Genomic DNA, 13442 nt, shown 5'->3' with positions numbered 1-13442 from the left:
TTAGCTTAGCTTCCTTTTTCTATAAATTAAAAATTAAATTTCACTAACCACCGTGAATCTCTCATTATGATGTTGTGGGTCTTCAACCTCATCAACCAAAACTTTTGCTAATGTCCTACTATAAACAATTGACTTCCCGTTCTTGTTTTTTAGTAAATCATTTCCACCAACCGTATACTCGGTTAACTCACCTGGTTCAAAGCTTCCGCTAGGTGATACTGCAAACCAATCAACGCCATCCGAATTGAGCAACATGTGATATTCCTCAAATTGCGCTTTTGGTGTAGCAATCCAACTGTCAGCATCGGGCATTTCTAGCAACCGGTCTAATAGTTGTTTACCATTACCAATATTCAAACTGGCAGCCCCGAGAATGAATCCCAAACGGGGCCTATCGTGTCCCTTAACTAAACTGACTAATTTTTCTGCCAGTTCAATATGCTTATTTGCCAACTTTTGGTCACCAGGTGCAAATGCATCAATTAAAGCATCAAATTCTTGAATATCTTCATAACTTAAATCAAAGGCATCCTTTTCAAGATAATTGATTTTTTCACCAAATTTATCTTGTGCTTTCGTCACATGCCTAACGATTGCCGTAACTTCAAACCCACGATCAATGGCGTTCTCCGTAATTGCACTTCCGGCCATCCCCGTTGCTCCGATAACACCAATTTTAATTGCCATATTCTTCGCCTCCACAATTTATTTTCTACAGCTAAAGTATTTTAGATTAGAACCAAATAGTCAATAAAATAGCCTTTAGAGTTAAATTAATCACCATTTTTAAGTAATTACAAAAAGTTAGTCTTTTTTATTGCAAGCGCTTGCATTTTTAAATGATGTCGTTTATTGTAAGTACCGTAAATAAGTTGCTTACATTTATTTCCCCTGTGTTTCAAACGTTTCATTACTAACAGCCATTATTTTTAATAATTTACAATTTTTTGCTGCAAATTATGGAAACATAAGGTTATAAAGCTAAGTAATCTTTTACACTAAGTTATTTAGGGGAGGATTTTCTTATGCAAAAGCGTCATTTAAGTACCGGAGCAATCTTTTTCTTCGGTGCACTTGGTGGACTGCTATTTGGATTTGATACAGGTATCATTTCCGGTGCGTCACCACTTATTGAAACAAACTTTAGTTTGAGTGTTGCTCAAACTGGATTTATTACCTCATCTGTTTTGATTGGATCATCAATTGGTGCCCTTTCAATTGGTCCACTTTCAGATAAGTTTGGTCGAAAGAAGTTACTAATTGTTGCTTCAATTTTGTTCTTAGTTGGTTCTGGATTATCAATGGTTGCCGGAGGATTCACCTCAATGGTTATTGCCAGAATCATCTTAGGTCTTGCCGTTGGTTCTGCTTCAGCATTAACTCCAGCATACCTTGCAGAATTGGCAGATGCTGAACATCGTGGTTCACTAGGAACCATGTTCCAGTTGATGCTGACATTTGGTATCTTGATGGCTTACGTTTCTAACTTAGGTTTTCTACACCACAACTTACTAGGTGTTCGTGACTGGCGGTGGATGTTAGGTTCAGCCTTAATTCCTGCCGTAATCTTATTCATCGGTGCTATCTTGCTTCCCGAATCACCACGTTTCTTGGTTGAAAAAGGTGATATTGACGATGCTAGAGACACGTTACAAAATTTGCGGAAAAACAATCCTGATGATGATCCTGAAAAAGAGTTATCTGAAATTCAGGCGGTTGCTAACCAGCCAAAGGGTGGAATTAAAGAATTATTCACCTTTGCTCGCCCTGCAGTTATCGTTGCTGTTGGGTTGATGTTCTTACAACAATTAGTTGGTATCAACTCAGTGATTTACTTCTTACCACAAGTATTTATCAAAGCATTTAGCTTCCCAGAAAGTAATGCTATCTGGATCTCAGTATTTATTGGTGTTGTTAACTTCTTATGTACAGTTATCGCATACAAAATCATGGATAAATTTGACCGTAAGAAGATTTTGAAGTTCGGTTCGATCGTGATGGCTCTATCAATTGGTATTTTATCAGTCATTAACTTCACTATTGACGTGAAGAGTGCTGCTATTCCAACAGTTATTCTAATCGCTATCTACATCTTTGGATTTGCCGTTTCCTGGGGTCCAATTGCCTGGGTTATGATTGGTGAAATCTTCCCACTCAGTGTCCGGGGAATTGGTGCTTCAATCGGTTCAGCAGCTAACTGGATTGGAAACTTTATTGTTTCTCAATTCTTCCTTAGCATGCTAGCCTTCTTCCACAATAATATCGGTGGTCCATTTGCCGTATTTACTGTATTCGCTGTATTATCATACTTCTTCGTTCAACACGTGGTTCCAGAAACTCGTGGAAAGTCTCTTGAAGACATCGAAATGGAAATGCGTCGTGAACACAAGGAAAAAACTGAGGGCTAGAACCCCTATAAGTGCGCCACTTTAATGGCGTACTTTTTATTTTAATCAACTTTTTTCTGCATACCCCTTTACTTACTAAAAGTAATCAGTATAATAATAGTTATTGATAAAATAAAAGTAATAAACTTTAAAATATAAAAAGTGAGGTATTCATCACATGAAGGAACAATTCTTAGACTTATCAAAGAACCGTCGCTCAATTTACGCTCTTGGTCGTAACGTAAGCCAAAGCCCAGACGAAATCGCTAACTTGATTCAAGAAAACATCAAGTGGGCACCAACACCATTCAACAACCAAACTACTCGTGCCATCATCTTGTTTGGCGAAAACCATGAAAAGCTTTGGGACATCGTTGCTGACCGTCTTAAGTCAGAAGTTCCTAGTGAAGAAGCTTACCAAAAGACTTTACAAAAGATCAACGCTTTCAAGGCAGCCTTTGGTACAGTAATGTTCTTTACTGATGTTGACGTTGTTAAGGCAAACGAAGATGCATTCCCACTATACGCTGACAACTTCTCAGACTGGTCAGAACAAGCTCAAGGTAATGCTCAATATGCTGTTTGGACTTCATTAGCTGAAAACGGAATTGGTGCTAACTTACAACATTACAACCCAATCATTGATGATCTTGTAAAGGATGCATTCAATGTTCCTGATAACTGGAAGCTACGCGCACAATTGGACTTTGGTTCAATCGAAGCCGGTGCCGGTGATAAGGACTTCATGGACGATGCAGATCGTTTCCGCGTTCTTAAATAATTAGTTTAAAAGAGCTATCAACATATGTTGATAGCTCTTTTTGTTTAAACTTTTATTTTTCGCCAATTTTTAGCACACAAGCACCCTTAATATCCCCCTTAGAAACATATCTTAAAGCCTCATCAGCCTTTTCAAACGGATATGGGGTAGTTTTAGGTTCAATCCCTAAACGGTCAGCTAACGTTAAGAAATGCTCACCATCGCTACGAGTGTTACTCTCAACACTAGTCAGGTTCTTCTCATGGAAAATATGTTCTTGGTAACTTATTTGAGGAACATCAGTCATGTGAATTCCAGCTAACGCTAATGTGCCTCCTGGTTTCAACCCTTCAAGGGCTTTAGGAACAATATCACCAACTGGGGCAAAAATAATTGAAGAATCCAGTTTAACTGGCGGTAAGTCATACGCTCCATTTACCGATTTAGCTCCCAGCTTAAGTGCGAATTTCTTAGCATCCTCACCACGAGTTAATACATGGACCTCCATTCCTTGATCAATCGCCAATTGAGCCGTGATGTGAGCAGAGCCACCGAATCCATAAAGTCCAAGTTTACCACCAGCTGGAATATTAGCCCTTAAAAAGGCCCGATAGCCAATAATTCCAGCACACAGTAATGGTGCAGCCGTCTGGGAATCAAATCTATCTGGAATTCGGTAAGCAAATCCTTCCGGAACTGTAGCATACTCCGCATACCCACCATCATGATCCCAGCCAGTATACAAAGAGTTCGGACACAGGTTTTCCTTTCCTGAACGACAATATTGACAAACTCCACACGTCCAACGCAACCAAGGAATTCCAATCCTATCTCCAAGCTTAAATCGACTAGATTCTGGACCTTGCTTAACCACTTCCCCGACTATCTCATGACCTGGGGTCAAATGATCTTTGTGCACAGGTAAATCGCCTTCCGTTACGTGTAAGTCAGTATGGCAGACTCCACACGTTAACACTCGAACCAAAACCTCGCCACGTTGAGGTTGAGGAACCGGCTTAGTTACAAGTTCCAACGGTGATTTACTACCATCGATCTTTCCAGGCGTGGTAATTTGCCATGCCCTCATCGTTTCTGGAATTTGATACTTCATTTAAATCATCTCCGCCAAATTTCAATGCAAATTCATCTTCATTGTAGTCGCTAAAACCGATAATGTCAGTCTTAATTTAAATTGTTTCATGTGTAACATTCCGTTGTGTTTTAATAACGGATAGTTATATTGTGGACATATAAAACCGGCCTAGTTTGTAAACTAAGCCGGTTTTTAAAACAAATTATTTAGTAAGTTCTACATCCTTACCATCAACATCGATAGTAATTGGGTCACCATCCAACAATTTGAATGATGCGCCAGAACCATCAACTGTAACTTCAATCACACGCCCTCTAAATACTTGGCGGAATGCATAGTGATCCCATTTCTTTGGTAGGAATGGTGCAAAGTGTAATTTATCATCACGGACACGCATGCCAGCAAAGCCTTGCACAACAGCAATCCAACCACCAGTCATAGCGGTAACATGCAAACCATCAACCGTATCATTGTTATAGTTATCAAGATCAAGACGAGCAGTTCTTTCATACAGCTCAACCGCTTTGTCTTCATAGTGAAGGTCAGCAGCTAATACTGAGTGGATTGAAGCCGACAAGCTTGATTCATGAACAGTTAAAGGTTCATAAAAATCAAAGTTAGCTTTCTTTTGTTCAGGAGTAAAGTCATCAATAAAGTCCCAAATTCCTTGAAGAACGTCACCTTGTTTGATGTATGGTGAACGAAGGATTTTATCCCATGACCAGTTTTGATTTAATGGTAAATCATTCTTGCCTAATGAACTAACGGGCTTTAGATCCTTGTCTAAGAAGCCATCATGCTGAACAAAGATATTTAAATCTTTATCATATGGTAAGTACATCCGATCAACGATGTCCTGCCACTTTTGCTTATCAGCATCAGTGACATCCAGCTTAGCTTTCCATTCAGGAGAAACATCGTCCAAAATTTCAAGCGTGTACTTCAATGTCCATTGAGCAAGAATGTTGGTGTACCAGTTGTTATCAACGTTGTTTTCATATTCATCAGGTCCTGTAACCCCATGGATCATGTACTTTTGGTTGCGCTCACTAAAGTGAACCCGGTCTGCCCAGAATTTTGAAATTTCTGCTAGTACCTTAGCACCTTCATTTTGAACATAGGACTTGTCGCCTGTATAACGAGTGTAGTTATAAATCGCAAATGCAATGTCACCGTTACGGTGAATTTCTTCAAATGTAATTTCCCACTCGTTGTGACATTCAATTCCATCAAAAGTAACCATTGGGAATAGTGCACCCTTTAATCCTTGTTGCTTAGCGTTGTGGTAAGCACCATCAAGTTGTTTAAAGCGATACATCAACAAGTTTTTGGTAACCTCTGGATCCGTGATTCCCAAGTAAACGGGAACCGCAAACGCCTCAGTATCCCAATACGTTGCTCCACCGTACTTCTCGCCGGTAAACCCTTTAGGACCGATATTCAAACGAGCATCCTCACCATAGTACGTTGAGAACAGTTCAAACAGATTAAAGCGAATTCCTTGTTGCGCTTCGTCATCGCCACCAATTTGAATATCTGATTTTTCCCAGCGATCTGCCCAGATATCAGCATGTTCAGTGAACAATTCAGGATAAGTCTTTCCGGCAACCTTATCACTTAGTTCATGCATGGCAGCCGATAGTTTATCCTCTGAATCGTAATCACGTGACGTAACCACAATTACCCGTTTTTCAAGTTGGGCAACCGCATCCGCAGCTAAAGTAGTGCTGAATTCGTTAACTACTTCTTTTTCCCCTGGTTGGGCAACTTTTTTAGCAGTCATGTCAGTTACGTGACGCATTTCCATGCCCACTGTAAATCTTGGAGTTCCAAAAGGATTTTCAATGGTCTTAGAAATGACGTAACCAGAATCAGTTCCTTGTTCAGTTCCTAAAACATCCCAGAAACGTTCATCATAATTAGCATCTTCATTTTCAACGTCTGCATCGATTGCTGAATCAATTGTCAATGCAACATCGCTTGAACCAAGGTTCTTGGCAGTAACTCTTTGAACTGAAAGTTCTTGTTGAGCAACACTTAAGAAACGTTCAAAGGTCAATTGGACTTTTGAATTGCCTTTGGTAACGACAAATGAACGAGTCAATAGTGACTGCTTCATATCAAGATTCAAAGTAAAATCAGAAATCTGATCCTTTGCTAAATCAACGCTCTCGTCATTGATTTTAACGTGCATTTTAATAAAGTTGGCTGCGTTAACTACCTTACCAAAATATTCAGGATAGCCATTTTTCCACCAACCAACCCGAGTTTTATCTGGATACCAAACACCACCAAGGTAAATTCCGGGTAGTGTGTCGCCAGAATAATCTTCTTCAAAGAAACCACGCATCCCCATGTAGCCATTTCCTAGACTAGTCATGGATTCTTGAAGTCGCTTATTTTCTGAGTCATTTTTGAATGTGTGAGTCACAACGTTCCATGGTTCAACATCAAAAGTTCTTTTCATCGTGAGCATCCTTTCTATTCCTTGTAGGTTTCCTTAATCAATCCAACTGATAATGCACCTAGTGCCATAACGATACCGGCTAAAATGAACATGTTTGCTTGTAAACCACCAAGAAGTGGAAACAATGCAAAGCTGGCAAGTGAGGCAACGATTTGTGGTAAACAAATTGATCCGTTGAATAGACCAAGGTAAGTTCCCATATGTTCACCGTTAAGGGCGTTGGTAACCATTGTTAGTGGGTAAGTGTTCATTGCAGCCCATGCCATTCCGACGAAAACATATGAAACAATCAATAAGCTTTGTGAATGAACGAAGAAGATTGACAAGAATCCAAGTGCACCAATTCCTAAACTAAGTGAGTAACCTAGTTTGTGATGGTTATTTGGAACCTTTGCTAATACGTATGACCAAACAACGGCTGCAATTGACTGAACAGCTGATAAGACACCATACCAGTTACCTGCGGCTTGATATCCTGATGAAGCAGCGTTAGTAGTGTTCCAAACGTTATCAGCAATGGCACCAGCTGAGTAAGTCCATAAGTATTGGAATGCAACCCAACAGAAAAATTGAACTAAAGAAACTGTCCAGAATACCTTTGGTGCTTTTTTCAATAAGCTAAACCAGTTACCACCAGTTGAGTTAGCATCTTCTGAAATACCATGGTACTTAGCATACGTTTGTGGATCATATTCATGAACCCGGAGAATTGTAAATAAACTAGTAATTAGTAACAGTGCAGCCCCAACATAGAATGAAATAACAACTGATTGGGGAACAACACCCTTTTTAGCAGTGTTAGCAATTCCCGTTGCAGTAAATAGGAATGGGAAGATGGCAGCCAATACGGCACCACCGTTTGATAGGAAGCTTTGAATTCCGTATGCATAACTCTTCTGGTCATCGTTAACCATATCCCCGACCATCATCTTAAATGGCTGCATGGCAATGTTTGATGAAACATCCAAAAGGGCAACCGTTACGGCACCAAATACCAATGCTGTAACTGATGCAAACCCAAATCCAAAACTTCCTGAGTTAGGAAGTAAACACATAACAATAATTGCAATTAACGTACCTAAAGCTAGGTAAGGTAGCCGCCGACCACCTAATTTAGGTGCCCAGGTTCTATCTGAATAATACCCAATAATTGGTTGAACAATTAGTCCTGCAAGTGGTGGCAAAATAAAGAACCAACCTAAGTTGTTTGGATCTGCACCAATTGTTTGGAAAATCCGGCTCATTTGCGAACTTTGCAACGTGAATGCCATTTGGACCCCTAGAAAACCAAAGTTGATCATCCAAATCGTACTAGCAGGAAGCTTCGGTAATCCATGAGTTTTAGGCTCTGTTACCGTACTTTTTTCATCCATTAAAATTCCCTCCATTTTAATCATTACTTTTACACAAACACATTATTGCATTGACTAGATTTTTTTGCAACCGCTTGCATTACTTTTTTTGGTCTAAACCAGTCGTTTGAACCGTTGCTACAACAATGGTAGCGGTTACATAAAATATTTTTTTAAGGTCTTGTTGTTGTCTAATTATTCTATATCAAAATAAAAACCGGGTTATCACAGTAGTTTAACTGCGGTTACCCGGTCTTTATCATCATTTTTATTTAGATTTCATGATCAACAATTCTAAACCTTTGATCACCAAATAATTGTTCTTGATCATTTTTAACTAACAAATCAACAGCGGCCTTCCCCATTTCTTTAGGGAATAGATTAACAGAGTGGAAGTGTTCATCAACTAACTCTTTAGGTAATGAAGCGTTAAAGCCGACAACTTCAACTGAGCGGCCGTCATTCATCACTCTAAACCGTTTATAAAATTTCATTCCCGTATAATCGTCGGTAGCCACAACCCCATCGATTTCTGGGTGCTCTTTAATGAACTCATCCACACTATCCGTTTGGTCTTCAGGAATTGAAAACACTAACGGCTTGATTCCTAATTTATCCAACAGTTCAAGGTAACCCGTCCGCCGATCCTCCTCATATGGCCAACCAAATGTTGATTCAATGAACACTGGGTGCTTGATGTTGAAGTTATCAATTAAAAATTGACTGGCATCCGCTCCCGCTTTTCGGTTATCGTTATCCACATAAAGCCAGTTGTTTCCATGGGTTGGTTTTCCAATCGTGACATAATCAACGGGGGCATCATCAATCAGCTTGATAACAGGATCGCCTGCATGTGAGTAGAAAATAATGAACCGTTTGATTTTGCCACGGCTGATCATTGAACTAACACTATCCATTACGGACTCTGCAGTATCTCCAATGGCGATTGAAAGGACAAAGTTATTCTTATTAAGTTGCTTATTGATTCCGCGCAATAACTCCACATAAAAAATGTTATCAATTACTCGCTCATTAACAGGAAATACCACCCCAACTGCATTTGCCTCTTGGAGAGTCAAATTTCGGGCGTTGTAGTTTGGCTCATACCCCACTTTATCCGCGTATTCTCTAACCAGCCGTCTTGTTTTAACGCTGATTCTGGGGTTGTTATTTAGCGCTCGGGACACCGTTGATACAGATAGTCCCAATTTGTTCGCGATGTCTCGAATCGTTACCAAACTATTGTCCTCCAAAATTAATTTTTTTTCGAAAATATTAAAAATTCGTGTCGTTACTTAACAAATAGTCATTCCACTAGATTTTGCGCCGTTTATGTGATAATTTCAACACATGAGGTGATAATAATTATGAAAAGAAGCAAATCATTGGTTGCATTTTTATCTGTATTTGCCGCATTCGCACTGATTCTTGCGGGTTGCCAAAAATCAAATAATAGTTCTTCCAACAATAATGATAGCAGCAAAGCAAGTATGCAAAATCCCACTGCTGGAAAAACTGTCAAACAAGCTTTGACATCTGGCAATAATCTTTGGTACATGAATGGTAAAATCAATTACAACAGTAAATCCGGAATCGACGCTTACCATTTCAACAAAAAGAACAACACAGTTACAATTTATAGTGTATCAAAAATCTACAAGAGTTTTAATCAGGCAAAACGTGCTAATGATTTGAACAAACAGGGTACTTTGAAATATTCATTCACGAATAATTCTTCAAGTAACCCCGTTATCCACATGAAGGGCAAACTTTCTGGAATCCCAATGGAACAAACAGTTTCATTCAAGTCTAAAGTTACCGGTAAATACAAGAAGGCCAACCTTCATGTAGCTGGCTATAAAGTCGTTCGTGATCTGGACGAAGATCAGACTAACCAAGTATTAGTAACACCAAGATAATAGTTAACAAAGAGCCTTACAGAAATCATGGATTTCTGTAAGGCTCTTTGTTATTCTACGTGACTGATTATCCAATCATCTTATTGACTATGCTAGAGAATCCCAAGCTGGAAGTTCAACTGGTGCCGTATTCAACAATTTCTCTTGGCTAGAAGTCAAGAATTCTTTGCGAACAACGACTTCATAAACATAATCTTCCATCCAGTTATCGGCCATCGTGAAGTAACCCTTCACACCGTTCTTTTCACCCCATGAATTTTCAACTTTCCACTTTGTAGGGTTGCCTTCTTCATCAAGGTCAACTCCTGTTAGCGTCATCGCATGAGATACCTCTGCTTGGTGATACTCGAGCCTCTCAGCCTTAGACATTTCTAAATCGACATCAAACAGCTCAGAATAACGGTATAGATTGCTGTCTAAAAAGCCACTCTTTCTATCCATCTGTTCTAAAACATCATTTCCAAACCAAACAGTTTCGCCAGCTTTTAATTGAGCAATTGCTGCCCGCTTTAGGTAGTCCATCGGAACATTTAAAAATTCAACTTGTTTTCCACCGACAACGTTTTGTGAAGATGGTAGTGAATATAGCTTATCAAATGGCTTTTCTGGAGAATTTGTTAAAACAACGTAGTTATCCAGATCAACCTTAAAATATTGGTCAAAAAATTCTTTAGGGGTCAAACCAGAAACTTTGTGATATTTCTTATCATCATCTCGATAAGCAAATTCAACAGCGGTCGGTGGTACTCCCAAAGAATAAACCACTATTCTGTAAATTTCTTTCAACATTTTGCCCCTTGCTGAAATAATTTCTTCATCGGTATGACCATCCTGAACAAGACTTCTAAGAATCATCCCATCCTTACGAAGTTTGCGATTTAAAATCGTGTTAAGTGCCCCAGTATTCTCAACGTTATTAGTTTCTGGATAAAGTGATGCAGGAACTACTCCATACTTCTGGACTAACGCAGCAGCCATTCCCCACTGCCCACCATCATCACCGGGGGCATCTAAGTAATATGTAACCTCACGATCATTTACTGGCCGACCTGCAGTCGCAATCATTCGATCATAAAAAATGTTTGCTCGTTCAATCTTATCCCAGAAAAATAAGTACTTCTCTGATAATTCAAAATCCTTAACTTTATATTCCTTAGCAAAACCGTGTCTTAATGTGTTCAATAGTGAAAACAGCCAACAACGACCACTCTGTTTTTGATTAGAAACCGAACCGGTTTGTAGGTCCACCGAAAACACTGGATCAAGTCTTACGGTTGCCTCAGGATCCTTGGCAGCTTGGTTAATCCCATTTGCTGTAATTACTCGAGCTAACACATCAGCTCTTGGTTGACTAGCAGCGTCCGCTCTTAATTCCTTAAAATCCGCTTCGCTTAATTCTTTACTATTGACGCTCATACATCTAACCTCCAGTATTTATACTCTTCGCTTCAAGATTGGGTAAATCCCTGCTGCAAACCCTGCACCAACGATGCCCTGAACAATATTCATTGGTACTCCTACAAACCCTGTAGCAGGAGTATAAAGAAGTGAATCTGTGATTAGGTAACCAACTACCATTACGACCACTCCAATCACCATCGCAATCGTTTTAATGTAACGGTGGTTTGCGTTCTGGTTTGCGATTAATCCAACTAAAAATCCTTCTAAACCATGGACTATCAGGGAAAAAATCATGTATTGCCCATAACCTGCCAGTAAATCTAGCAAGAAACCAGTTGCTCCTCCAACCAGACCACCTAGCTTTGGCCCCAATAGAAATGCAGCAATAAATATCCCCGCGTCACATAGATTAATGTACCCGTGTGTCATTGGCACCGGAATAATAAACACCCGGCTAATCACCACTGTAAAAGCAATCAAGACTGCAGCAATCACCATCTTCTTTATTTGTTCATGATTTGATACTCGATTTTCCATTTTTCCACCTACTCCACTAAATTGTTATCAGTAAATTCATACTGGGCGCGAATTCCGCCAACCAGTTTTGGACGTGATTTTAAACAGGTTACGTTAGCTTCGCCAACTTTTCTTTGCTGGGTCCGCATAGGAATCTGAACAAATTTGACGTGCATTCCAATTTCGGTTCCACCAATATCAATTCCACCGAACGCTTGAATGTGTTCAACTTCCACGGGGTCATTCATGGCTTGGTATGCAGCAACTTGGGTTCCTCCACCAGCATGCATTGCAGGGACAACCGCGACTTCTTCATAGCCAAATCTGTCCGCAGTTGCTCTTTCCATTAATAATGACCGGTTAATATGCTCACAACCCTGAATTGCGACTTCAATTTTACGAGGAATTAAAAAGTCCATAACTGTTTCATAAACTACCTTGCCAACATCCAAACTTGAACTAGTTCCCTTCCACGCACCGCGGATTTCACTAGTGCTACACCCGACTACAAATAAACTGTTTTTAGGGTATTTCACTTCTTCAAAATACTCTGATAGGACTGCATCTAAATCCGCTTTAACATTTTCAAGGCTCATACCAATCACTTCTCTCTTTGCATATTGTTAATAATATCAGCTAAAGTGGCCGATAAACTCATTCCAAATTTTCGCAAACTTTCCGATAGGTTTGCTGTTTTGACTACTGCCAGATAAGTACCACGTTGGCTCAACTCTACAGACCGGTTAAATGGTAACCCGGCTGTTAAATAGCCAGTTAATAATGCTGCAAACAAATCCCCAGTTCCATAAAAGTGACCAGCAACCCTTGGGCTACCCACCCACCTCAACACCGAATCATCTCGGTATAAAACACCGATCTGGTTATCGCGGACAATTCCAGTAACAACGACCCGAAGATTTGGATTTGTACTGGCAGTCAACTCGTTAATTGCGCCATCGACATCTTCTACTTCATGGCCAATCAGGGTTCCAAGTTCAAATAAATTCGGTGTAATTACATCGGCATTTTTTACTAACCTCTTAATTGCTGATGCGTATTCCGGAAAAATTCCTGGATAAAACGAACCTTGATCTCCCATTACCGGGTCAACAACCAACCGATCTAAGGTGTGATGATTTATGAAGTTCACCAGATTTTCAGCGATCTCCGCCTTCCCAATATAACCAATCAGTCCAGATGAGAAATCAGTAATTTTTGCCTTTTCCCAGTGTTCAAAAGCTTGCTGCTGCCACTCATCAATGGTCAACGCAACTGGCTCACCAAAGCCTTCCGTTTGGGTCGAAAATATTTGGGTTGGCAGTCCCACAACCGGAAAGTCGAAGGCTGACATGACTGCTTCGGCAGCAGTTAACGACATTCTCCCGACCGCAGAATAATCTTCAGAAATAAAAATTAGCTTATCTTTATACAAATGCTAAACCTCAATCTAAACTTTTTCACATCATTTTTTAATGTTTCATGTCAAAATTATAACAGCTCTGCATTATATGGCAATGGTTACCCGAATATTTGCTACCCTTTTCGTC

The 13442-nt window shown here is 39.8% G+C and carries 12 protein-coding genes; 3 read left to right on the top strand and 9 right to left on the bottom strand.

Going from position 1 to position 13442, the window contains the following annotated elements; genetic code table 11:
• Positions 1–33: 33 nt before the first annotated feature.
• On the bottom strand, positions 34–687 hold the full coding sequence (locus tag PL11_RS04515; protein WP_035166645.1) for an NAD(P)-dependent oxidoreductase: 654 nt from the start codon (positions 685–687) through the stop codon (positions 34–36).
• A gap of 338 nt (positions 688–1025) precedes the next feature.
• On the opposite strand from PL11_RS04515, the gene PL11_RS04510 reads away from it, so the two are divergent.
• Complete coding sequence (locus PL11_RS04510) at positions 1026–2408, top strand: sugar porter family MFS transporter (RefSeq protein ID WP_035166644.1); 1383 nt, start codon at positions 1026–1028, stop codon at positions 2406–2408.
• A gap of 157 nt (positions 2409–2565) precedes the next feature.
• Positions 2566–3168: a nitroreductase family protein gene (locus PL11_RS04505; protein WP_035166642.1), complete on the top strand. Its 603-nt coding sequence runs from the start codon at positions 2566–2568 to the stop codon at positions 3166–3168.
• A gap of 52 nt (positions 3169–3220) precedes the next feature.
• On the opposite strand, the gene PL11_RS04500 is transcribed toward PL11_RS04505, so the two are convergent.
• The 4 genes from PL11_RS04500 to PL11_RS04485 form a co-directional block, all read right to left on the bottom strand.
• A complete protein-coding gene (locus PL11_RS04500; RefSeq protein WP_035166641.1) occupies positions 3221–4258 on the bottom strand; it encodes a zinc-dependent alcohol dehydrogenase family protein in 1038 nt (345 codons plus the stop codon).
• 184 nt (positions 4259–4442) lie between these two features.
• The gene (locus PL11_RS04495) at positions 4443–6707 is read right to left on the bottom strand and encodes a glycoside hydrolase family 65 protein (RefSeq protein WP_035166640.1); all 2265 of its coding nucleotides are present in this window, start codon (positions 6705–6707) and stop codon (positions 4443–4445) included.
• 14 nt (positions 6708–6721) lie between these two features.
• A complete protein-coding gene (locus PL11_RS04490) occupies positions 6722–8080 on the bottom strand; it encodes an SLC45 family MFS transporter (protein WP_035166638.1) in 1359 nt (452 codons plus the stop codon).
• A 251-nt stretch (positions 8081–8331) separates the two neighbouring features.
• On the bottom strand, positions 8332–9312 hold the full coding sequence (locus PL11_RS04485; protein ID WP_152638996.1) for a LacI family DNA-binding transcriptional regulator: 981 nt from the start codon (positions 9310–9312) through the stop codon (positions 8332–8334).
• Between the two features lie 114 nt (positions 9313–9426).
• Between PL11_RS04485 and PL11_RS04480 the strand changes: the two genes are divergently transcribed.
• The gene (locus PL11_RS04480) at positions 9427–9978 is read left to right on the top strand and encodes a hypothetical protein (RefSeq protein ID WP_035166636.1); all 552 of its coding nucleotides are present in this window, start codon (positions 9427–9429) and stop codon (positions 9976–9978) included.
• 87 nt (positions 9979–10065) lie between these two features.
• Here the strand turns inward: PL11_RS04480 and PL11_RS04475 are convergent, their stop codons facing one another.
• Genes PL11_RS04475 through PL11_RS04460 form a run of 4 tightly spaced genes read right to left on the bottom strand, consistent with a single transcriptional unit; the run spans position 10066 to position 13327 of the window.
• Positions 10066–11394 carry a C1 family peptidase gene (locus tag PL11_RS04475; RefSeq protein WP_035166635.1) on the bottom strand — a complete coding sequence of 443 codons (1329 nt, stop codon included), beginning with the start codon at positions 11392–11394 and terminating at the stop codon, positions 10066–10068.
• Positions 11395–11412: 18 nt separating this feature from the next.
• Positions 11413–11916, bottom strand: coding sequence for an ECF transporter S component (locus PL11_RS04470; RefSeq protein WP_035166634.1), 504 nt, complete (start codon positions 11914–11916; stop codon positions 11413–11415).
• An 8-nt stretch (positions 11917–11924) separates the two neighbouring features.
• Complete coding sequence (locus tag PL11_RS04465; protein WP_035166633.1) at positions 11925–12491, bottom strand: TIGR01440 family protein; 567 nt, start codon at positions 12489–12491, stop codon at positions 11925–11927.
• A 5-nt stretch (positions 12492–12496) separates the two neighbouring features.
• Entirely contained in the window at positions 12497–13327 is an 831-nt protein-coding gene (locus PL11_RS04460) for a PfkB family carbohydrate kinase (RefSeq protein ID WP_035166632.1), read from the bottom strand.
• Between the last annotated feature and the right edge of the window lie 115 nt (positions 13328–13442).

Source organism: Lentilactobacillus curieae, from assembly GCF_000785105.2.
In the GTDB taxonomy this organism is placed as follows: Bacteria; Bacillota; Bacilli; order Lactobacillales; family Lactobacillaceae; genus Lentilactobacillus; species Lentilactobacillus curieae.
This window is presented reverse-complemented; position numbering and strand designations above follow the sequence as displayed.